Consider the following 21706-nt stretch of genomic DNA (forward strand, 5'->3'; position numbering starts at 1 on the left):
TTATCTCTGCTCCCGCTCCAACTTCCTCTCTTCCACCCGCTCCATCAAACGTTCCATCGTCGGCCCAGGAATCTTCGATTTGTCATAAACGTACGCCAGGGGTACAAGCCGGGCGCCGTCGGCGTTGGCCACGGCGTAACTGTCCCGTCCCGGGAAGTACTCCAGGTATTCATCCGGCATCTGGTACATGGTCGCACCGCCGAACCGGCCGTCTTTGGCCACGGCGTAGAAGTTCAGGCTGAACATGGGCCGGCCGTCGTCCGTCAGCAGACGGTCCTCCGTCATGGCCACGGCCCGTTCGAGGGTAGCCAGGCAGGCTTCCTGGGGTGATTTGCCCTGCCGCATGAATTCCACGATGAGAAAAGCGCCGCAGACCTTTATGTTCGCCTCGCCGCGCCCCGTGGAACCGGCGGCGCCCACTTCGTTGTCGCAGTACTGGCCCGTGCCGATGATGGGGCTGTCGCCCACGCGGCCCGGGATCTTCCAGGACAGGCCGCTCGTGGTCGTCACGCTGCCGATATCACCGTTGGCGTCCACGCCGCACATGTTGATGGTGCCGCCCGGGCGATCGATCACGATATCGTCCTCGTGGTCGAGCCAGTCGTCGTCCGGGTTGAGCTGGGAACGCCAGCGCAGCCAGTCCTGCCTGCTTTCCTCCGACAGCAGGTTTTGCTCCTTGAAACCCATGCCCAGGGCGAAGCGCTTCGCGCCCTTGCCGACCAGCATGATGTGGTCGGTGTAATCCATGATCGCCTTGGCCACCAGCGACGCCGAGGCGATGTCCTCCAGCGCGGCGACGGAACCGGCCCGTCGTGTGGGACCGTGCATGACGGACGCGTCCAGGGTGACGACGCCGTCTGCGTTCGGACGCCCGCCCAACCCCACGGACTGGTCATTCGGATCCAGCTCCTGGATGTTCACGCCGGCGATGACCGCGTCGAGGGGGTCGGCCTGGTCATTCGACATCATCTCGTAGGCCTTCCTTACGCCGCGGATCCCGTTGCGAGACGAAACAATGGTTGGCGGTGCGGGTGCGCCGTGGTTAGTGGGTACGGGTGCGGCGTGGGCCTTCGCGGACGCCGCGTGACCAGCGGCAAGGCCGGTCAATGCGAGGGCGGAGGTTTCCAGAAAAGCGCGGCGGGTAACTGGCATGGGAGTACCTCGATGTATTTGGGATGAGCGTGCCGGGCGTGCGAAAGTCAGGTCGGTATTATACGTCGGCTGGTGCGGCCATGACAAGGAAAAGTGGCGATCCTGGATCAATCAATCAGCCGCTGCGGAATGGGAGTATGCGGCGTGAGGCCCGGGCGGCCTGCGGTCCGGAAGGATTGGTCTTATCTTTGGGGATTTTACGTTAAACTGAACATCATCATTAAAGTCGGGCGCGAACTCCAACCCAGAGGGTTTGTCCTGAATGTTCACTGTACGCTACGTTTAACATCGGGTATAACCTTATCCCGCTGGTGCTCGTGCTGGAGATTTTCTCCCATCGGTCTCTTTCGATTACCGCGCCGATCGCCATGCCAACCGCCCCACAGATTAACCCGGAATAGCCAGCGATTACGGCGGTCCATTGGAGTCTCTCTTTGGTACCACAGAAGAAAGAAATCAAACCACAGTCTTCTTCGGCCAGCAAACCTGCTGCTATCCCGACTGCTGCTCCTGTCCCGCCACCTATCAGAAATCCGCGTTTTTTATAGGTTCGCTTCCCCATGTAGCGTTCCAACAACACGATATCTACCCGCGGTACGGATAGCAGTTTGCTGTTTGTCAGCCTCAATAGCAAACTGTCCGAAGGACTCTCCTGTACATATCCATCGAAACGTACATCGGATGGCGAAGTAGTGACCCTTACGCGTTCTCCCAAACTCTGAGCCACTGCAACCGAGGACACAGCGCTCAAAACCAGCAACATGCAAAGACGTAATAACCAGTGCATCGGGAAGCCCCTTATCACGGACGGTCAGTTTAATTCAGTATTGTAATCAGCGAGTCACGAGGGATGGCGGTCTGTACGATGCCTTGAATATTTCATATAATGACACAGTTTCTTGAATGTCAACATTTTAGCGAGGATTTGTAATGATTGTAGACGGCAGAGGTCAGCGCGTGTCCCGGGCCTGGTGCAATACCTCGTACAGCATCACGCCCGCGGCCACGGCCAGGTTCAGCGAATCGGCCCGGCCGGCCATGGGAATGCTTACCACGGTATCGCAGGCTTCTATTGCTTCTTTGGAGAGCCCGTGCTGCTCGCCTCCCAGGCACAGGAGGAGGGGTGGGGCGTAGGTCGCGGACCGGAAGTCGGCCGGCGCGGCGTCCGCAGTGCCGATCATGGGGATATTCACTTGGCGTTTCCACTGGATCAGCGCTTCGAGGGAGGAACGGATGACCTGCTGCGAAAATACGGCGCCCATGCTTCCGCGGATAGCTTCCGGATCGTAGGGATCCGCCGTATTGCCCAGCAGGATCACGCCCGTAGTGCCAGTGGCGTCGCTCGTGCGAAGGATCGAACCCAGGTTGCCCGGGCTGCCCACGTCTTCGAGGACCACCCAGCCCAGGGTGTCGGCTGCAGCGGCATCGGCGCGCCTCGCACACGCGCCGTCCAGGGCGGTCCATCGCTGCCTTGCGACGACCCCGATCCCCGCCGGTCCGTCCTTCCCTGACAACGATCGAAAGACGTCGGCGCCGACCTCCAGGATTGCAACGCCTTCTACTCTGGCGCGGCGCACCGTGTCCTTTCCGAAATCGCTTCGTAGCAGTTCCGGCGCGAAGACGAGGGTTTCGACATCCGCCCCGGTCTGCACCGCTTCGCCGGCGAGCCGGATGCCTTCCGCGAAGAACAATCCGGTCTCCTGGCGCCTTTTGCGCTGTGAGAGCGCCCGGATCGCCTTGATTCGGGGATTCTGCAGACTGGTAATGGCCATGATTGACAACCGTACAGGAGGACTTGAACAGCGTCAAGCCTATCTTCCCGGGCGCGGACAATCACCTTGACACAGGCTTTCGGCTGGCTATACCCTTTTCCTTCACCGGTCGTTCCCCATGACCGACCGCGAACCGTTCGCATTGCGCCGGCCTGAAAGGCTCCCCATGTCGGTCACCCCGCCGGAAACAGCCCGGGAAGCCCATCGCGTATTTACGCCGAGGGAGATGGTCACGCCTCGCGCCGTGGCCGTGGGCATGGCCTGCTCGCTGATCCTGGGCGTCGCCGATCCCTACTCCAACATGATCATCCAGGGTTCGTACTTGGGCAGCAACTTCACGCCCATCGGCGTGGTCTTCCTCTTCGCCGTTCTCGTCGGCATCGTCAACACGCTGCTGCGCACCTGGTCGCCGGGACTCGCCCTCACGCAAGGCGAACTGGCCGTCGTCTACATCATGTCGCTCATCGCGTCGGCCATCCCGTCGTACGGACTGACCGAGGTCCTGCTTCCCGCCATGGCGTCCATGTACTACGCCACGCCGGAAAACCGCTGGATCGAGACCATAACCCCTCACGTGGAACCCTGGCTGTTGCCCCAGGACTCCGAGGCCGTACGATCGTTCTTCGAAGGCCTTCCCCGGGGCGGGGCCATCCCCTGGGGCGAGTGGGCCGGACCCCTCGCCGCCTGGCTCAGCTTCGTGCTGGTGCTGTACTTCGTGGTATTCTGCATTACGGTCATCCTGCGCAAGCAGTGGGTGGAGCGCGAGCGCCTGGTCTTTCCCCTGGTCAAGCTGCCGGCCGAGATGATCGATCCGGGCGAAAACGGTGCCCGTTCGCGCCTTGCGCCGTTCTTCCGCAACCGGATGATGTGGGCGGGTTTCGCCATACCCTTCCTGATCAACGCCTGGAACGCCGTACACAACTACATCTACTTCTTTCCCACCATCTACTTCCAGGAGACGATCAGTCTCTTCGGCAACCAGCTGGTGCTGCCCATAAACCTGTCCTTCCCGCTGGTGGGCTTCGCCTATCTGCTCAGTCTCGAGATCTCCTTCAGCCTCTGGCTCTTCTTCCTCATTGGCCGTTTTCAGAACCTGGCGAACGCGAGCTTCGGCATCGATCTGGCGGGCAGTACCACGCTGCCCGGCGAGTACCAGATGTTCGGCGCCCTGCTGGTCCTCGCCCTCTTCAGTCTCTGGCTGGCCCGGGCCCATATCCGCGAGATCCTGGGCAAGGCGCTACGCGGCGGAGCCACTCCGCACGACGCCAACGAACCCCTCTCCTACCGGTTCGCCGTGATCGGCGGAGGACTGGGCGTGCTGTTCCTGCTCGGATGGCTGTGGATGATCGGCCTGTCCGCCTGGCTGGCCATCATACTGCTGATCCTCGTGCTGGCGGTCTACGTCGGTTTCGCGCGGATCGTGGCCGAAGGAGGCGTCCTCTTCGCGGAGACCTTCAATCCCCAGGAGTTCATGATCCACGGGTTCACCGGACCCGTCTTCGGACCGCGCAACCTGGTCGCCATCGGGCTGACCAAGTTCTGGTTCACCCACACCCGCACGCTCATCATGCCCTCCATGGCCAACGGCCTGAAGCTGGCCGATACCGCGGGGCTCGGGAACCAGCGCTGGCTCACCGCGGCCATCGGCCTGGCCATAATCTGCAGCCTGGCCAGTTCGATCTACACGGTCATGTACCTGGCCTACGAATACGGGGGCATCAATCTCAACTGGCAGTTCTTCGGGGAGCTTCAGCAAAACCGGTTCAACTACTACGCCACGACCATCACCGCCACGTCCGAACCCGCCGGCCGATGGTTCTTCTTCGGACTGGGCGCCGCCATCATGTGGGCCCTCATGTTCCTGCGGCAGAAGTTCATATGGTGGCCCCTGCATTTCATCGGGTTTCCGGTGGGCGCCTCCGCGCCGCTCCTCACCGCCTGGTTTTCCATATTCCTGGCCTGGATGGTCAAGGGGCTCATCCTCAAGTTCGGCGGGATCGACATCTACCGCAAGATGCTGCCCTTCTTCCTGGGCCTGATCCTCGGCGAGTTCGTAAGCGCCGGATTATGGGTCATCATAGATGGATTGACGGGGGTAACGGGCCATATCATATTCAACTGAAATCCGGGTGAATCGACGCGAATCGACACCAACCGGGAGCATCGCATGATCGGCACCTGTGAACAGTCCGTCCTGTGGACCAGCGGCACGGACGGTTACGATACCTACCGCATTCCCGCGATCATCGTGACAGCCCGGGGAACGGTCCTCGCCTTCTGCGAAGGCCGGAGGAACAGCCGGAGCGATACGGGCGACATCGACCTGCTGGTGAAACGCAGTACGGACGGCGGGCGCACCTGGTCGAAGCAGTCGGTGGTCTGGGGGGACGCGGGGAACACCTGCGGCAATCCCTGCCCGGTCGTCGACCGCGAGACCGGGACCGTCTGGCTGCCGATGACCCACAACCTGGGCATCGACCACGAACCCCGGATCATCGACGGGACGAGCGAGGGCACGCGGACCGTGTGGGTCACGGCGAGCGAGGACGACGGCCGCACGTGGCGCGAACCCCGGGACATCTCCGCCATCGCCAAGCGACCGGACTGGACCTGGTACGCCACCGGGCCGGGCAACGGCATCCAGCTTTCGTCGGGCCGGCTTATGATTCCCTGCGATCATATCGAGGCCGGCACGAAGCGCTACTACTCCCATGTCGTCTACAGCGACGACCACGGGGAAACCTGGGCACTGGGCGGTTCCACTTCGATGGACCAGGTCAACGAATGCTGCGTCGTCGAGCTGGAGAACGGGGACGTGGTGCTCAACACGCGGAATTACGACCGGACCAAACGCACCCGGCAGGTCACCGTCAGCAGCGACGGCGGGATGACCTGGCGGGACCAGCGCCACGACGAAACCCTGATCGAACCGATCTGCCAGGCGGCCCTCGTCCGGTATCCCGACAAGGGCGACCGGCTGCTGTTCTCGAATCCTGCGAGCCGGGAGGAGCGGCGCAACCTGACCGTGCGTCTCTCCGGCAACGGCGGCAGATCCTGGCTCCACGAGCGGGTGCTGCATCCGGGACCGGCCGCCTATTCATCCCTGGCCGTGCTTCCGGACGGGACCGCCGCGTGTCTGTACGAGCGCGGGGAAGACCATTCCTACGAGACAATCACCCTGTCCCGGTTCGACCTGGAATGGTTGATGGATGGGTGAGCGCACACAACCGAGAACCGGAGACCGTACATGAAGGGCATCATACTCGCGGGCGGCCACGGGCTGCGCCTCTACCCGCAGACCCTGGCCATATCCAAGCAGATCATCCCCATCTTCGACAAGCCGATGATCTACTACCCGCTGTCCGTCCTCATGATGGCGGACATCCGGGACATCCTGGTCATCTCATCCCCCGACCACATCGACCTGTACCGGCGGCTCTTCGGAGACGGAAGCGCCCTTGGCATGCGTTTCGACTATGCCGTGCAACCCGCGCCGGAGGGGGTGGCGCAGGCCTTCCTGATCGGCGAGTCCTTCATCGGGAACGATCCCTGCGCGCTGATTTTCGGCGACAACTTCTTCTATGGAAGCAGCCTTTCGGAACTGGTCGAGCGTGCCGCACAGCACAGGGAAGGAGGACTCGTCTTCGCCTGCTACGTCAAGGAGCCCGAACGGTACGGCGTGGTCGAATTCGACGAGCGTCAACGGGCCGTCAACATCGAGGAGAAACCCCGCCATCCCCGGTCCAACTACGCCGTGACGGGCATGTACTTCTACGACAACGAAGTCGTATCCATCGCGAAGACCCTGCGCCCATCGGGACGGGGCGAGCTCGAGATCACCGACGTGAACAACATCTATCTGCGCAGGGGCATGCTGAAGGTGGAACGTTTCGACGAAGGGATTGTCTGGATGGATACCGGCACGCCGGAAAGCCTGCTGGAGGCGAGCAATTTCGTCCAGGCCGTCGAGCACCGGCAGGGGCTGAAGATCGGTTGCGTGGAGGAGATCGCCTACCGGAAGGGCTTCATCGACCGGAACCAGGTGCTGAGGACCGGTAACCTGGTGGAAGACAACCCGTACTGCGAGTACCTGCGCCGGCTAGCCGGTCCGGACGAATAAGGGGTCCGGGTGGCCCGCGCCAGGTCTCCCCGAGCAGGCCCTCGGCCGTTCCAAGCAGCCCCGGCTACTCCGCCTGGACGGTCTGCCGCTTCAGCCGGACGCCGGTCAGGACCGCGCCGTCGAGCAGGGCGCTGCGCATCTCCGTCTCGTACATGTGGGCATGGGACAGGTTGGCGTTTCTCAGGTCCACCCCCGTCAGGTCTGCATCGCCGAAAAGACACCAGGTCATATCCGCGCCTTCGAAACTCGTGGCCGCGGCAAAGGGATCGTCGGACTGGAACCTGGGCACGCCGATCCGGGCTGCGCGCAGGTCCGCCTTCCTGAAACTGGCGCTCGACGCGGTCGCGCCGTTGAGAAACGCACCGACCATGTGGGCGCCGTCGAAGCGGGCTCCCACGATGTGGGCGCCGATCAGCACCGCTCTCTCGAGCTTCGCGCCCGATAGATCCGCGCCGTTCATCTTCGCATCGCGAAACTCCGATTCGGTCAGATCGGCGTTGGTGAAATCGGTTCCTTCGAGGTTGGCGTCCCTGAAATCGACGCGGGGCAGAATGGCCTCCGACAGATCAAGGCCGCCCAGGTCAACGCCCGTGAGGTCGCCCGTGTCCGCCGCCCGGGCCAGCGCCTGTTCCCTGTTCAGTTTCTCCATGATTTTCCTCTATCGCACGTGGTTCTTCAACGTGCCGATTCCTTCCACGTAGGTTTCCATGTAGTCGCCGGCCTTGAGCAGGATCTTCGGTTCGCGGAACACGCCCACGCCCGCGGGCGTACCGGTCGAGATCACGTCGCCCGGCACCAGGGTCATGACGCTCGATATGCGCGACACCAGCGTGGGCACGTTGAAGATGAGGTTGTCGGTGTTGCTGTCCTGCAGCACCGTCCCGTTCAGCGTCAGTTTCACGGCGAGCGCGTTAGGATCGGGTATCTCGTCCTTCGTCACCAGCCACGGGCCCATGGGACAGAACGTGTCGTAGCTCTTGCCCTGGTGCCATTGCTGCTGCCGGAACTGGATATCGCGGGCGCTCACGTCGTTGGCCACGGTGTACCCGGCGATGTAGTCGTAGGCGTCCGCTTCGGAGACGGCCGTGGCGGTCCTGCCGATGACCACGGCGAGTTCCACCTCGTAGTCCACCTGCTCGCTTTCCGCCGGCAGCACCACGTCGTCGTACGGACCCACCACGGACGAGGTGGCCTTGGAGAAGAGCAGTGGGTGTTCGGGCAGCGGAACGTTCTGCTCTGTCGCGTGATCGAGGTAGTTGAGTCCGACGCACACGATCTTGGGCGGACGGGGTATGGGAGACGCCAGCCGCGCGCCTTCCAGGGGCGTCCGCGTACCGGCACCGCTTTCCACCGCCCGGGAGATGCGGGCCACCGCCTCGACGGCATCCGCTTCCAGAACGCCCAGCACGGTGCCGGGCAGGGACGCGTCGGCGGACCTCAGATCGACGATTTCATCGCCGACGACGGCACCGATCCGTTCCTGTCCGCTTTCTCCATAGGTCACTAGCTTCATATCCGGCTCCTGTATCTGGTCCTTTTGAATATGTTGAAGGGTTCAGAAACTGTACGGGCGCTCAGGTGCGATATTCCTTCCATTCCGGGTTCACGCAGTTCGGCGGGTCCCCCCCGCTGACCATGGCGATCAGGTTGGCCGCGGCCGTGTTGCCCATCTTGATGCGCGTGGCGACCGTCCCGCTGCCGACGTGGGGCAGCATGACTACGTTCTCCAGGTCTGCCAGGCCCGGTTCCAGTTCCGGCTCCCGCTCGAAGACGTCGAGTCCCGCGCCGGCGATGACGCCTTCGCGCAGTGCCCGTACCAGGGCCTTCTCGTCGACTACGGGTCCACGGGTCGTATTGATGAGGTAGGCCGTGGGCTTCATCAGGTCCAGTTCGCGTCCGCTGATGAGGTGGGTGGTTTCGGCCGTGAGCGGCACGTGCAGCGACACGAAATCCGATTCCCTGAGCAGGTCGTCCAGCGGGAGATACCGCGCGCCCGTGCACTCGATGGTCGCGTTGCGCCTGCGGCTCGTATAGACGACGGGCATGGAAAACCCGGCGGCCCGCCGGGCCGTGGCCGTACCGATGCGTCCCGCGCCGATAATGCCCAGCGTCTTGCCCGTGACGTCGCTGCCCAGCATCAGCAGAGGACCCCATCCCGTGAATCGGCCGTCGCGCACGAACCGGTCTCCTTCCGCGACCCGTCGGGCCGTGGCGAAAATGAGGGCCCAGGCGATATCGGCGGTCGTGTCGGTCAGCACGCCCGGGGTATTGGACACCGGAATACCGCGCCGCGTGCAGGCGTCCACGTCGACGTTGTTGTACCCGACCGCATACATGGCTATGCCCTTCAGGCCAGGAGCGATGTCCAGGACCTCGCCGTCGATGTCCTCGGTCAGCAGGCAGAGCAGCCCGTCGCGGCCACGGACCGCCTCGAGGAACTCCCCGCGGGTCATCGCCCGGTCATGGGGATTGACGTCCACCACACCGCAGGCCGCATCCAACATCCGGATGGACTCGTCGGGAATGCGCCGGGTAACGAGTACGTTAGCGCTCACCGGATTCGGGTTCCTCTTTCCATCTGCGCAGGGCCTCTTCGTAATCGCTCCGGTGGTCCAGGTCGATAAGTACCGCATCCGTGTCCACCGGTACCGCGCGGACGCTGCCTGAGTGCCGGTCGCGCAGCGCCTTCAATCCGCCCGGCATGGATTCGAACAGGATTTCCTCGCGGTACAAGGGCGACAGGATCATGGGATGTCCCCGCTTCCCGTCGTGCACCGGGAGTACCATGCCCTCGGGACGTCCCTCGTATTCGTCGATCAAACGGTTCACGATCCCGGTCGTGACCAGGGGCTGATCGCCGAGGGCGATCATGATGGCCTGATCAGGTTCGATGAACGCCAGGCCGCACCGGATCGAGGAAAGCATGTCGCCTTCCGGGTCCGGGTTGTACGCGAGGCGGACCGGCAATCCCGAGATCCGCTTTACGATGTCCATGGCGCGGTAGCCCAGCACGACGACGACTTCCTTCCCCAGGCGCGAACGCGTCAGCGTACGGACCACCTGTTCGATCAGCGTGACGCGACCGAAGGGAAGCAACTGCTTCGGCGTCCCCATGCGCTCGGAACGGCCGGCGGCGAGCACGAGACCCGTGATCATCGGATCGGCCGGGCCAGCGCCCACGGCCCGGTTTTCAGAGGATTCGTCGCCCACGTCCCGCTCCTCAGCGTAATCTTCACCCGCGGCGCGCCTGTCAATCGTCCGCGTGCGCGGCGTCTATGAAATACACCTTGTCGCGATCGTACCATTGCTGGTCCTCTTCCCGGAACCAGGTGTAGACGGTCTTCCCGTCGGGGCTGGCCGTGATGAAACGCTGTCCCATATTCGTGATCGTGGATCCCATGACGATGTTCTTGGCCATGGCCGGCCGGGGATTCAACGGCGTGGACACGCTGGACAGTTCATCCTTGAATACATTCGCCAGCAGGCCGACGGCGATCAGCGTCAACACCACTTTCGTGTATCGATCGACTTTGATTTCCATGTGGCTTGGATCCTCCACGCAGGTAGGTGAACAACAGCTGAACAGGGCCTCGGATCAAGCCGTTCCGAGCACCTGTTCATACATTCGTTCCGCGGAGAAGATGCCATACCTCGGGACGGTTTTCCTTCCGCGATTTTCGAATGCAGAATCGGGGTGAATCTATCCCTTCCCGCCGGTCCAAGTCAATCAAAAAATGCTTGACGCCAACCCCGTGGAAGTGTATGCTCTACGGACTTTGAACCGCGTTGTAAGTCAGTTACATACATAGGGTTTAGCACGACGTAAACCGAACTGGTCCGTGCTTTGCAGCGCACCCCGGGGAGCCCGTAATGGCCACTGAAATCATCATGCCCGTTCTCGGCATGACCATGGAATCCGGAATCATCGTGGAGTGGATGAAAGAGGAAGGCGATTCCGTCACGGAAGGCGAGGTGCTCTTCAACGTCGAAACCGACAAGAGCGTGATGGAAGTGGAGGCCAAGGCTTCCGGCACGCTACTCAAGATTCTGAACGGCCCGGGCGACGACGTGCCCATTCAGCAGGTCATCGGTTACATCGGCGAAGCGGGCGAGGTCATTGCCGAAGCGGTCGACGCGGGTGACCCCGGTGACGGCGACGCGGCGACGGTCGGCACTACGGACGGCGCAGCGGACGGCACCACAGGGGGCGCGGATGACGCGGCGGCCGCCGGCGCCGCAACGCCCGGACCACCCGGCCGCGTGAAGATTTCCCCGAAGGCGCGGCGGCACGCCCGCGATCTCGGCATCGCCATTGAGCACCTCGCGGGTACGGGTCCCGGCGGGCGGATCGTATTTTCCGACGTGGAGGCCTACGCCGCCCGGACCGCCGCAGCGGCACCCGCGCCGGCCCCGGCACCTCCAGCGGCTCCGACGGCACCCGCGGCCGTCCCGGCCGCAGCCGGCCCGGGTTCGAAACGCGCCCATCGCCGCGCACCGCTCAGCGGACTGCGCAAGATTGCCGCGACACGACTGGCCGAAAGCGCGTCGACCATTCCCCACTTCTACCTCACCATGGACGTAGACATGACCCGCCTCACCGGGCTTCGGGAACAGCTGATCGCCTATGGTGAGAAGCGCGGCCTGGCCAGGGTTTCCGTGAACGACCTGATCATCAAGGCCGCCGGCATCGCCCTGCGGTCCTTTCCCGCCGTCAACGCCTCTCTCGAGGGCGGCGAGGTCGTGGAATACGCCGACGTGAATGTGGGCTTCGCCGTCGCCCTCGACGACGGCCTGGTTGTGCCCGTGGTGGCATCCGCCGATCAGAAATCGGTCTTCGACATCGCCTCCGCGACCCGGTATCTGGGCGAGAAGGCCCGCGGAAAGGGTCTGGGTCCCGAAGACTACGGTTACGGCACCTTCACCATCTCCAATCTCGGCATGTTCGGCGTGGACCAGTTCACCGCCATCATCAACCCGCCGGAAGCGGCCATTCTCGCCGTGGGGCGGGTCAAGGACACCCCCGTCGTGGTGGACGGCAAGGTCGAGATCAAGGCCATGATGTCGGTCACCCTGTCCTCCGACCACCGGCTCATCGACGGTGCGGTCGCCGGCCGTTTCCTCTCCCACCTCAGGGAAATCCTCGAGCAGCCGCTCGAACTGCTGATCGGGCAGGACGGCGCGTGAGCCACTCCCGCCAAGACCACACGGACCCGCCCCAGGATATCGAGTTGCGCGTGAAAGCGCTCGAATCACTGCTCGTGGAAAAAGGACTCGTCGATCCGGAAGCGCTGGACGCACTCATCGACCTGTACCAGGACAAGATCGGCCCGGCGAACGGAAAACACGTCGTGGCGCGTGCATGGACGGATGAAGCGTTCAGACACTGGCTGCTCGACGACCCGAATGCCGCTATCGCATCGATGGGCTACGTAGGGGCGCAGGGCGAGCAGATGCGTGTCGTGGAGAACACCGACGATGTGCACAACCTCGTGGTCTGTACGCTCTGCTCCTGCTACCCGTGGCCGCTCCTCGGCCTGCCTCCCGTCTGGTACAAGTCCGCGCCATACCGAGCACAGGCTGTCGTGGATCCGCGCGGCGTGATGAGACAGTTCGGTACGGAGGTCGCCGAAGGGAAAGAGGTGCGGGTGTGGGATTCCACTTCCGAAATGCGCTACCTCGTGCTGCCGCAGCGTCCCGAAGGCACGGAGGGATGGAGTGAGAAGGAACTCATGCAGCTCGTGACGCGCAACGCCATGATCGGGGTCGAGGAGGCGCGGCCACCGGGATCGGAGGTCCGCGAAGCATGAGCGGTGTACACGATATGGGCGGGATGCGGGGATTCGGGCCGGTGCGGCCGGAACCGGAGTCCGAGGAGCCGGTCTTCCACGAGACATGGGAGGGCCGGGTGTACGGAATCGTCCGGCTCATCGGACTTCTGGGTCTGTGGAACATCGACATGTCGCGACACAACAGGGAACAGTTGCCTCCCGCCGACTATCTCGCCAACTCCTACTATGAGAACTGGTTCGCGGGGATCAGGGAGCAACTGGTAGGGGCCGGTCTCGTTTCGACGGAGGAATTGCAGACGGGCAGGGCATCGACCCCCGTACCGGAACGCGTCTTGGAGAAGGTGGTGCATGCCGAACAGGTGCGTGCGGCCCCCTACATGACTTCGAGTTACGTCCGGCCGGCGTCCTCAGCGCCCCGGTTCTCGCCGGGCGACCGCGTGCGCGCGATCAACCACAATCCACCTGGGCACACCCGTGTACCGGGCTACGTTCGAGGCCGCACGGGGATCGTGCGTGAGCACTACGGATCGCAGGTCTATCCGGACCTGAGCTCCCAGGGCGTGGAAGAGGGAAGGCACCTCTACAACGTACGCTTCGAGGGCCGTGATCTGTGGGGGGAATCGGCCAACGCGAACAGCGCCGTATATGTCGACCTCTGGGAGACGTACCTGGAGCCTGCCCCATGACCGACCCGCAACTGCCCGGCGGCACGAACGGGCCGGGGGACATCCTGCCGCGAAACATCCCGCCGGGGGACATCCCGCCGGGGGACGATGGCTCGCCGGTGTTTGCCGCGCCATGGGAGGCATCGGCGTTTGCGATCGCGGTGCGTCTCTCCGGCGAAGGTCATTTCACGTGGAGCGAGTGGGCCGCCACGCTGAGCGAGGAAATACGTGCGGCACAGCAGGAGGGCGACCCCGACCTGGGCGATACTTATTACAAGCACTGGCTCCGGGCCCTGGAGCGCCTCTGCAGAGAGCGCGGGCTCGTGTCGCAGGAGGAGGCGTCCAGCCGGAAGGACGCTTGGCAAAAGGCGTATCTCGACACGCCGCACGGGAAACCGGTCGAACTCGCGTCACGGCACCCTGGAAAACCCCCGCACGACCCATTCATGCGCCCCTGATCGCGCGCCCATGCGCTCTATAGAACGTCCGTGAGGCCGGGATTCTCCGAGCAACGGTGTATTTTGCATGGGTTGCACCCGGCATACCATTCGGAACCTTTCTTATTCGTTGACATTCAGTGCCCTCGGCAATAGTTTGCCGTGCGATATTCTTCACTTACCATACCAAATCTGAGTAAAGACACACGATATTCCGGCCGGATGATCTCGAATCAGCACGACATAGCTTCAGACCGCAACGGAAGGATCAATTCGGGATGATTGGAGCATATACCATGAATGGCATGTTCGTACGTTGCCTGTTGCTTTTCGCGTTATGGGTCTCATTGCCAACGTTTGCATATGCGGTCAAGTGGAAGGATGTCGAGCGGGAACTGCTCGTCCTGAACCAGAACCCATTCGATCCGGGATCGGAGGCGCTGATCGTATTCAACGACGGGATGCTTCGGGTCTTTTTTACCGGGGAGGTCTGGTGGGAACTTACGATTTACCGACGTATCAAGGTATTCAATAAAACCGGACGTGACTACGCGACCGTAACGATACCATACCTGAGCCAGGAAAAGATCAGCGATATCCGCGCGAGGGTCATCCTGGGCAACGGCGAGACCATTGACATGAAGTCCAATACCGTGGCCGATCTCCCCGGGCCGGACCGGTACGGCAAAATCAAGAGGTTCACCATCCCCGGGGTGGAAGACGGCTCGATCATCGAATACCAGTACAAGACCACCAGCGAGAACATCTTCTACCTGTATCCGTGGTTCTTCCAGGGATACGACTATACGCTCAGTTCCACGCTCACCGTGACCGTTCCCAAAGAATTCGAGTACAAAGGCGGCTACGTCAACCTCGCGCAGCAACCCGAGACGTCCAGGGAGCGCTGGATCGACGGCCGCGGGACCACCTACACCTGGACCGTACGCAACATGCCGGGCGTCCAGGAGGAGCCTTTCAGCCGTCCGTTGAAAAACAGGCGCGGGGGCATGAATTTCTCCTGGGTGAGTTTCAATACCGACAGGGGACGGTTCAGCATCCTCGAGAACTGGAAGGACGTCGACGACATTTACCGGGAACACTACGAGGCGCACATGAGACGACGCGGCGTCATCCCCGCGGTGGTCGACAGCCTCACGGCCGGTATCGACAATCCGTATGACAAGGTGGCGGCGATATACGACTACGTGCAACGCAACATCAGGTATACGCCCATGCCGTTCATCGGAAGCACGGGCAACTACTCCGGCCGGATCCTGGCCAGAAAAAGGGGCGAGTCGATCGATCTGACGGTGCTGCTCTGCACGATGCTCGACCAGGCCGGGATCAAGGCCCATCCCGCCCTGATCGCCCCATTGGACGGCGTGCCTTTCACGCCGTCCATGCCGACGCCCGTACAGTTTGAACGGTTGGTCACGCATGTGCCCGTAGAAGGTGGGGAGGCCATATGGCTGGACCCGACTTTCATGGGCACGCCCGTCGGGGTCGTACCCTGGCAGAATCAGGGCGTTCCGGCCCTGGTGCTGGATGGTTCCGGCGCAATAACCAGGACGCCGTCGACGAACCACATGAACCAGGAGGAACGCGAGCTTGCCCTGAGCATGAAAGCCGACGGCACCGTTTCCGCGGAAGGCAGCATAACGGCAACGGGAGAAATGGCCACAGGCTACCGCCGCGGTTATGCCTATGGCAGCGATGACGATCGGGAACAGGCATTCAGGAACCAACTTCAACGGTATGTTTCCGACGTGTCGCTGAGCAAACTGGAATTCAACGACCAGTCCAGCGGCGCGATGCCGGTCACGATGGCGTTCTCGTTTCAGGGAACCGGCCTGGCGACGGCCGCGGGGAACCGGCTTCTGGTCTCGCCCGCGGTATTCGGACGGATCGACGAGGAAGTACTGCCGGACGCAGAGAGAACCAGTACGGTCTACGTCGGACCGGTCGAGCGAACACTTGACCGCGTAACGCTGGTTCCGCCTGAAGGATACGTCGTCGAATCCATGCCGACTCCCGTGCTAGTCCGGGCGCCCTTCGGACGTTTCATGGCCAGGTACAAGAAAACACCGGAAGGCGTGTTGTATACCCGGCAATACGCACTCAATCATGCTTCGATCAGCGTCCGGCTGTACCGGGAACTGCGGTCTTTCTTCAACCGGATATCCGAATCGGATCAGCAGCAGGTGGTCCTGGTCGAACAACCGGCGCCTTAGATTGCCGCCTCATGCCGGAGGTAACGGACGGTGATTCGAGTAATGGCGGTATGCTGCATGGCCAGTCTGTGCTTGAATGCGCAGGCCGCACAGGACCAGGCCGCACAGGGCCGGGCCAACTCGCCGGAAGCGCTGCTCGGCGCGTACTATGACCTCTGGCACCAGTTGGAGCGACAGCCGACCTCCGAAGAAGTCGACATCCGGTCGCCCTATACCGCCAGCAGATACCTGGAGGAATGGGACAACTGGGAGAACGTGCGCCTAGCGCTGGCGGAATACCTGTACCAGCAGGCCCTGTTCGCGGCGTTGCGGGAGGATGTGGAGACCGCCGCGGAATACTATCGGAAATGTCTGGAAATAGATCCGGACCACCCGCGAGCGAGCGCGGCTTACGGTATAGACTTGGACGAAGCCGCACTGCAACGGGATGAGTTCACGGAGGAGAAGGCAGGACCCACCGCGCTGTCCTCCTACCTGACGTTCCTGGCTTTTCTCGAGCGGGGCGATGAACAGGCGGCCCGCAACCATTTCATGCTGGCCCAGAGCCAGAAAGCGGGGTACATCGCCTCAGAGATCGCAAAGCTGCAGGCCATTTACGATAACGCGGTCGAGCTGTTCAACCAGGGAACTTATGACGAGGCGGCAGACCGGTTCCATGTACTGATCGAAATAAGACCGAGCCAGATCGGTTACCAGGAATTCTACCGTCCAAACGCCGGAAGCATCCGGCAATACCTGGCCGATGCCATATACCGGAACGAAACGGCACGGTCCGCCCGGTTCGAAAACCGTTCGAAGGACGCGCGATTCACGGTGTGGTATACGGGAAACTGGATGTTCCAGCTCGGCGAACTGGGCCTGGAGGCCACAAGACTGGCGCCAACCGGGGCGAACCAGGCCCGCGTGCCGTTGCCGAATCTCAAGATGGCGGCCAGGTCCTACCTGGGCGGCGACCTAGGCGTTTCGATCCGCATAACGGGCTTTGTCTGGGCGGGCGCCAGCTGGTCGCAGTTCATGATAACGCCCCATGCGGAGTACACGGTGAACAACCTGGACCACTCGCCCAAAATACCGGGCGCATCCATTTCGGCCCTGTCATTCTTTGCAGAAACCTCCACCATGGTCTCGCGGACGACCCGAATGTACCTGCAGACCGGGGTCGGCCGCTATAACGCCAATTTCCCGGGTGTCCTCCTGGGGAACATCGAACGCCCGCCGAGGTTGTTGGCCCACAGGAGCACGTCGATCGGCGGATTCGTCGGCGGGGGATGCGACGTGTGGTTTTTTGCCAACGATACCGGGCTTCTTGGCGTCCGGCTGGATCTGAAGTACCATCACATGAGCGGTGACGACCCGAATTCGAATCGATCCATCACCCTGAGCGGACTCAGGGGCGGCGCAGGCATCACGTTTTCCCTGTAGCGGCATCCGGTGTTGCCTTCGTGCCGAATGGCTCGCCATGTTGACTCCCTATACATACACCACGGTCAGAGCGGTCATCTTGTGGGCGTCCGTGCTGGTCTTCCTGTGGGCGCAGCCTGCTTCCGCCGCTAACGAAAAACTGCCGGATTGGGCCCGGGACGCCATCGAATCCACCGGCGATAGTCCCGTTTTCTACGACGAAACGGCCGACGCCGAGTACCTGTTGCGGGAGAAGATCGTCACCTTCGGCGGCGACGACGCCCTTGAAAAGAATGTGGACAGGCGGGTCGTCCGGATTCTCACCGAAAAGGGCGTGGTTCACGGACACGATTACGTCTATGGATACAACCGGCTTTCCAGGATCGTCTCGATCAGGGCCTGGACGCTCAAACCGGATGGAAACGTCACCGAACTAGGTGAGGATGATATCCGCGACGTGCCAAGATACGCGAGTTACATCGAATACAGCGACGTCAGGTACAAGCTGTTCAGCGTCCCCGAAGTGGCGATGGGCGACCTGATCATCGTCGAGGTCGAAACCCACTACACGCACCCGGTCTGGTCCACGGGGTTTTCCGGCGCCTGGAGGATACAGGACAAACGTCCATGGCTTCCTGCGCACCTGGCCCGCTTCACCCTTCGAGTGGCAAAGGACTGGTCGTATAGCCACCGTGTATACGAGACAGAACACCTTGCAGATACCCGTACCGAGGCGAACGGGGCCGTGTGGGAGTGGAAGGATATGGATGTGCCACTGGGCAACGTGCAGGGAAGTCCGCCCACGGAACTCCGGTATGTCTGCGCCACGGACGATCCCCGGTGGGCGGATCGCAACCGGGTCTCCTGGGACGATATCTCCGGCCTCTACCACTGGTTGAGCAAGGACCGGCTCGCTCCGAGCCCCGCGATGAAACAGGTCGTCGCGGAGTTGATACAACATGCCGCAACACCGCTTGAGAAGATCAGGGCCATTGCGAACTACGTGCGCAAAAATATCAGCTATGTAGCGGTGGAAATGGGCATCGGCGGATTTCAGCCCAGACACGTACAGAACATCTTCACCAACAGGTACGGGGACTGCAAGGACATGAGCTCCATGATCGTCAGCCTGCTGGGGGAAGCGGAGATCACGGCGTATCCCGCATTGGTACTCACCCTGGACGTGGGCGAGATCGATCCGGAATTTCCCATGCAGTATTTCAATCACTGCATTGCATACGTGCCCGGCGTACCCGAGACCGAGGGCTGGATCGAAGCCTGGCCGGAACACGACCGGTTCGGCAGAAGCCTGTGGATCGACGCCACCTCGGAATCCGCGTCCGTGGCGGACATGCCCTGGTCCATCCAGGGGACGCATGCGCTCGTGGTTACCCCGGACAAGGGCCATTTGATCGAAACGCCTTTGTTCGGACCGGAAATGAACGTGAAGCACCGGGCGGTACGGGCCGCGCTCTCGACCGATGGAGATCTTCACCTGGAGGGAGAAGAGTACTTCACCGGAAACCACAGCATAAACTTCAGATCGTTATTGAAGCAAAGAACCGAAGGGGACAGAAAAAAATGGCTGCAGCAGTACCTTGGCAACAGGGTACCCAGGATCAAGCTCGACAGCTTCCAGCATTCGGCGTTGAACAATCTGGACGAGAAGATGGAGATTCGGTACCGCGTCACCGCAGGACGATATGCCAACCGGGCCGGGGCGCTGATGTTCTTCAGACCTCACGTCATGATTCGGTGGAAGCAGAACCCGTTCACGGACGATCAGATGGGGGAGGCCATCGCTTTTACACATCCGTTTTCGGAAATCGATACCCTGTCCATTGCGCTTCCTCCGTCATATGTGGTTGACGACCTGCCAGAAGAGACGGACATGGATACCGGGTTCGGTTCGTATCGTACCCGGTATACCGTACAGGACGGCACGCTGATCTACACGCGCCACCTTGCGATCAGGCACCGTGAGATTCCACGCGAATCCTACGCCGACTGGAAGGCCTTTTTCGGCACGGTCGTGAATTCGGACAAGGCCATGGTGGTACTGAAGCAGGATGTCAGGCGAACCTTACCGGACAGGTGACTGTATAGGGTCGAAGGACATCTTCGGATTTCCGACGACGATCAGGTCGACCGCTGATATCGAAGAAAGAACGCCAATGCCGGAATCCGGACTCAAGGCCTTTCAAACCGTGCGGGACACGGCACCGGAGCATACCTATCGCGGCGCCGTGGTCGGCTGCGGCAGGATGGGCAGCACCATCGACGACGAGCACGTCGGTCAGCCCCACTACCCGTGGCCGTGGGCGCATGCGCCGGCCATGATCGAAGCCCGGGGGATCGATCTCGTGGCCGCCGCGGACGAGGACCCCGCCAAACTCGCGGATTTCAGGCGGCGCTGGGGCTGTGCGGCCCTGTACACCGACTACCGCGAAATGGTTGAGAAGGAAGCGATCGACGTGGTCTGCCTGACCACCCGGCCCGAGCCGCGCGCGGAGATCACGGTGGGCCTGGCCGAACGGGGCGTGAAGGCCATCTTCGCCACGAAACCCATGTGCCGCACGCTGGCCGAGGCCGATGCCATGATCGAATCCTGCGCCAGACACGGCGTCATCCTCGCCATGGCCTGCCATCTCAACTGGTATGGCTACTATACGACGGCGCACAGGCTCATTGCCGAAGGCGCCATCGGACCCTTGAAGTCCATGGTCTGCCACAGCCCGTCGACGCTGTCCAACATCCAGAGCCACACCCTGGCCCTGTTGCGGCTCTTTTCCGGTGCGCGCGCGCAGTGGGTCGTCGGCCTGATCGACACGGACGAGCAGGCCGCTTCCGAAGGCGACGTACCCGGTTCGGGGATCGTCGTGTACGAAAACGGGATCCGGACGATCCTGAACTCCCGGTCGGAAACGCAGCCTTATGCCTGGTCGCTCGAGTTCATTGGCGAGACTGGCCGCATCGTCTCCCGCAACGCCCACGCCCAGTTCGAACTGTGGACGCCTCATCCCGAGACCGGTGCGCCCACCCAGACGCACCTTCCCGGACCGTGGCATCCCAGGAGTTCCATGATAGATGCCATCGAGGGAGTATGCCGTTCTATCGAAGCGGGAAGGGAGACGACCTGCCCGGGCGAATTCGGACGCGAAGCCCTCGAAATCGCCATTGCCTTAAGGGAATCCCACCGCCGGGGAAACGTGCGGGTCGATTTGCCGCTTGAGGACCGGAATCTGCGGATGGGGTAGGTGCGGCGCGAAGCACAAAAGACTTGTGATCACAACTCCTCGATCTCGTCCGGCTCCGGCATCTCTTCAAACCGTACCGCTTTGACGGTCTTTCGTCCTTCAAGCAATGCCTGCGCAAGCCGATGACCGCCGTCCATCAGTTGACCGTTGTCGTTTATGATCAAGGGGTAGCGAGGGTCGGTCTCGTTGATTCGTCGGCAATGATCGGCCACCTCTCGTATGGTCGGCGTCCTGCCCTCGCCGAACCAGCAGTCGCGGTCCAGCTCCGCAAAACGTTCGACTTCAGCATCGTATTCCGGTAGATCTTTCGCCAGCTCCCAGAGCCTTTCGGTGTACCAGATGTACCGCTTGCCGTCGCGTTCCGACGAATGGGTCTGGATGGTTTTGATCACAGTAATACCTCCGCTGGGTATTCAAATATGGTTCTGACACAGTATAATACACTTGCCTGATTGGAACTTCCCCAGTTGTTTGTTCTGTCTTACTGTTTTTCAATTGGCATTTTCTGACATTTACTGAAGTGCATGGCAGCCGAACCATTCTCGTTCTGGAAGGGATGCGACAGGCTGTGTCGCACTGAGTACAATCTGCCCAGGTTGCAATTCCCGTGTATTTTCGTAAGCGCTGTTTGAGCCTTCGTATACTGCCTGTGTTCGCTCTTCTGGCGACGGTGGCGTTCTCAAGCTGCGGTAAAGACAGCCCCACCAGGCCGACGACACCGGAACCACAGGAACCACCGCCTCCTGTAGTACCTGTACCCACCCGTATAGAAATCACTCCCGCTACTGCTACGCTGAATTCCATCGGCCAGACAATCCAGTTGTCGACAAGGGTCCTTGATCAGAATGGCACGGCCATCACCAATGCCACAGTTACATGGAC

At 61.8% G+C, this 21706-nt stretch carries 19 protein-coding genes; 11 read left to right on the forward strand and 8 right to left on the reverse strand.

Translation table 11 applies throughout. The features are described from left to right. Window positions 1-1152: a N(4)-(beta-N-acetylglucosaminyl)-L-asparaginase gene (locus F4Z81_05915; GenBank protein MXW04585.1), complete on the reverse strand. Its 1152-nt coding sequence runs from the start codon at window positions 1150-1152 to the stop codon at window positions 1-3. 950 nt (window positions 1153-2102) lie between these two features. Then, the gene (locus tag F4Z81_05920) at window positions 2103-2924 is read right to left on the reverse strand and encodes an RNA methyltransferase (GenBank protein MXW04586.1); all 822 of its coding nucleotides are present in this window, start codon (window positions 2922-2924) and stop codon (window positions 2103-2105) included. Window positions 2925-3042: 118 nt separating this feature from the next. Here F4Z81_05920 and F4Z81_05925 point away from each other — a divergent pair, with 118 nt between their 5' ends. Genes F4Z81_05925 through rfbA form a run of 3 tightly spaced genes read left to right on the forward strand, consistent with a single transcriptional unit; the run spans window position 3043 to window position 7044 of the window. Next, a complete protein-coding gene (locus F4Z81_05925) occupies window positions 3043-5046 on the forward strand; it encodes a hypothetical protein (protein ID MXW04587.1) in 2004 nt (667 codons plus the stop codon). A 45-nt stretch (window positions 5047-5091) separates the two neighbouring features. Continuing rightward, window positions 5092-6141 (forward strand): exo-alpha-sialidase, encoded by a 1050-nt coding sequence (locus F4Z81_05930; protein MXW04588.1) that lies wholly within the window; start codon window positions 5092-5094, stop codon window positions 6139-6141. 30 nt (window positions 6142-6171) lie between these two features. After that, a complete protein-coding gene (rfbA, locus tag F4Z81_05935) occupies window positions 6172-7044 on the forward strand; it encodes a glucose-1-phosphate thymidylyltransferase RfbA (protein ID MXW04589.1) in 873 nt (290 codons plus the stop codon). A 64-nt stretch (window positions 7045-7108) separates the two neighbouring features. Here rfbA and F4Z81_05940 read toward each other — a convergent pair whose 3' ends face one another. The 5 genes from F4Z81_05940 to F4Z81_05960 all read right to left on the reverse strand — a co-directional run bounded on the left by F4Z81_05940 (window position 7109) and on the right by F4Z81_05960 (window position 10585). Continuing rightward, on the reverse strand, window positions 7109-7693 hold the full coding sequence (locus tag F4Z81_05940) for a pentapeptide repeat-containing protein (GenBank protein MXW04590.1): 585 nt from the start codon (window positions 7691-7693) through the stop codon (window positions 7109-7111). A gap of 9 nt (window positions 7694-7702) precedes the next feature. Then, complete coding sequence (locus F4Z81_05945) at window positions 7703-8557, reverse strand: fumarylacetoacetate hydrolase family protein (protein MXW04591.1); 855 nt, start codon at window positions 8555-8557, stop codon at window positions 7703-7705. Window positions 8558-8618: 61 nt separating this feature from the next. Next, window positions 8619-9677: a D-glycerate dehydrogenase gene (locus tag F4Z81_05950; GenBank protein MXW04592.1), complete on the reverse strand. Its 1059-nt coding sequence runs from the start codon at window positions 9675-9677 to the stop codon at window positions 8619-8621. Continuing rightward, entirely contained in the window at window positions 9589-10254 is a 666-nt protein-coding gene (locus tag F4Z81_05955) for a nucleotidyltransferase family protein (GenBank protein ID MXW04593.1), read from the reverse strand. Before F4Z81_05955 ends, F4Z81_05950 begins: the two co-directional genes overlap by 89 nt. 40 nt (window positions 10255-10294) lie before the next feature. Next, complete coding sequence (locus F4Z81_05960) at window positions 10295-10585, reverse strand: hypothetical protein (GenBank protein ID MXW04594.1); 291 nt, start codon at window positions 10583-10585, stop codon at window positions 10295-10297. A 329-nt stretch (window positions 10586-10914) separates the two neighbouring features. Between F4Z81_05960 and F4Z81_05965 the strand changes: the two genes are divergently transcribed. The 8 genes from F4Z81_05965 to F4Z81_06000 all read left to right on the forward strand — a co-directional run bounded on the left by F4Z81_05965 (window position 10915) and on the right by F4Z81_06000 (window position 20824). Beyond that, the gene (locus F4Z81_05965) at window positions 10915-12228 is read left to right on the forward strand and encodes a 2-oxo acid dehydrogenase subunit E2 (protein MXW04595.1); all 1314 of its coding nucleotides are present in this window, start codon (window positions 10915-10917) and stop codon (window positions 12226-12228) included. Then, window positions 12225-12851: a nitrile hydratase subunit alpha gene (gene nthA / locus F4Z81_05970; GenBank protein ID MXW04596.1), complete on the forward strand. Its 627-nt coding sequence runs from the start codon at window positions 12225-12227 to the stop codon at window positions 12849-12851. Before F4Z81_05965 ends, nthA begins: the two co-directional genes overlap by 4 nt. Continuing rightward, the gene (nthB, locus tag F4Z81_05975) at window positions 12848-13519 is read left to right on the forward strand and encodes a nitrile hydratase subunit beta (GenBank protein ID MXW04597.1); all 672 of its coding nucleotides are present in this window, start codon (window positions 12848-12850) and stop codon (window positions 13517-13519) included. Before nthA ends, nthB begins: the two co-directional genes overlap by 4 nt. Beyond that, entirely contained in the window at window positions 13516-13956 is a 441-nt protein-coding gene (locus F4Z81_05980) for a nitrile hydratase accessory protein (protein ID MXW04598.1), read from the forward strand. The genes nthB and F4Z81_05980 overlap by 4 nt, the downstream gene beginning before the upstream one ends. Window positions 13957-14213: 257 nt before the next feature. After that, window positions 14214-16166 (forward strand): DUF3857 domain-containing protein, encoded by a 1953-nt coding sequence (locus F4Z81_05985; GenBank protein MXW04599.1) that lies wholly within the window; start codon window positions 14214-14216, stop codon window positions 16164-16166. A 57-nt stretch (window positions 16167-16223) separates the two neighbouring features. Continuing rightward, window positions 16224-17588: a hypothetical protein gene (locus F4Z81_05990; protein ID MXW04600.1), complete on the forward strand. Its 1365-nt coding sequence runs from the start codon at window positions 16224-16226 to the stop codon at window positions 17586-17588. A gap of 37 nt (window positions 17589-17625) precedes the next feature. Then, window positions 17626-19665 (forward strand): DUF3857 domain-containing protein, encoded by a 2040-nt coding sequence (locus F4Z81_05995; GenBank protein MXW04601.1) that lies wholly within the window; start codon window positions 17626-17628, stop codon window positions 19663-19665. Further along, entirely contained in the window at window positions 19637-20824 is a 1188-nt protein-coding gene (locus F4Z81_06000; protein ID MXW04602.1) for a Gfo/Idh/MocA family oxidoreductase, read from the forward strand. The genes F4Z81_05995 and F4Z81_06000 overlap by 29 nt, the downstream gene beginning before the upstream one ends. Window positions 20825-20853: 29 nt before the next feature. Here F4Z81_06000 and F4Z81_06005 read toward each other — a convergent pair whose 3' ends face one another. Next, entirely contained in the window at window positions 20854-21216 is a 363-nt protein-coding gene (locus F4Z81_06005) for a hypothetical protein (protein ID MXW04603.1), read from the reverse strand. Window positions 21217-21706: the final 490 nt, after the last annotated feature.

This window comes from Gemmatimonadota bacterium, assembly GCA_009835325.1.
Taxonomy (GTDB): Bacteria; JAAXHH01; JAAXHH01; order JAAXHH01; family JAAXHH01; genus JAAXHH01.

What these genes read in the sequence shown, in the direction of transcription:
- F4Z81_05915 (MXW04585.1), bottom strand. Translation starts at nt 1,152, where the DNA reads ATGCCAGTTACCCGCCGCGCTTTTCTGGAAACCTCCGCCCTCGCATTG.
- F4Z81_05920 (MXW04586.1), bottom strand. Translation starts at nt 2,924, where the DNA reads ATGGCCATTACCAGTCTGCAGAATCCCCGAATCAAGGCGATCCGGGCG.
- F4Z81_05925 (MXW04587.1), top strand. Translation starts at nt 3,043, where the DNA reads ATGACCGACCGCGAACCGTTCGCATTGCGCCGGCCTGAAAGGCTCCCC.
- F4Z81_05930 (MXW04588.1), top strand. Translation starts at nt 5,092, where the DNA reads ATGATCGGCACCTGTGAACAGTCCGTCCTGTGGACCAGCGGCACGGAC.
- rfbA (MXW04589.1), top strand. Translation starts at nt 6,172, where the DNA reads ATGAAGGGCATCATACTCGCGGGCGGCCACGGGCTGCGCCTCTACCCG.
- F4Z81_05940 (MXW04590.1), bottom strand. Translation starts at nt 7,693, where the DNA reads ATGGAGAAACTGAACAGGGAACAGGCGCTGGCCCGGGCGGCGGACACG.
- F4Z81_05945 (MXW04591.1), bottom strand. Translation starts at nt 8,557, where the DNA reads ATGAAGCTAGTGACCTATGGAGAAAGCGGACAGGAACGGATCGGTGCC.
- F4Z81_05950 (MXW04592.1), bottom strand. Translation starts at nt 9,677, where the DNA reads ATGCGGTACTTATCGACCTGGACCACCGGAGCGATTACGAAGAGGCCC.
- F4Z81_05960 (MXW04594.1), bottom strand. Translation starts at nt 10,585, where the DNA reads ATGGAAATCAAAGTCGATCGATACACGAAAGTGGTGTTGACGCTGATC.
- F4Z81_05965 (MXW04595.1), top strand. Translation starts at nt 10,915, where the DNA reads ATGGCCACTGAAATCATCATGCCCGTTCTCGGCATGACCATGGAATCC.
- nthB (MXW04597.1), top strand. Translation starts at nt 12,848, where the DNA reads ATGAGCGGTGTACACGATATGGGCGGGATGCGGGGATTCGGGCCGGTG.
- F4Z81_05980 (MXW04598.1), top strand. Translation starts at nt 13,516, where the DNA reads ATGACCGACCCGCAACTGCCCGGCGGCACGAACGGGCCGGGGGACATC.
- F4Z81_05985 (MXW04599.1), top strand. Translation starts at nt 14,214, where the DNA reads ATGATTGGAGCATATACCATGAATGGCATGTTCGTACGTTGCCTGTTG.
- F4Z81_05990 (MXW04600.1), top strand. Translation starts at nt 16,224, where the DNA reads ATGGCCAGTCTGTGCTTGAATGCGCAGGCCGCACAGGACCAGGCCGCA.
- F4Z81_05995 (MXW04601.1), top strand. Translation starts at nt 17,626, where the DNA reads ATGTTGACTCCCTATACATACACCACGGTCAGAGCGGTCATCTTGTGG.
- F4Z81_06000 (MXW04602.1), top strand. Translation starts at nt 19,637, where the DNA reads ATGTCAGGCGAACCTTACCGGACAGGTGACTGTATAGGGTCGAAGGAC.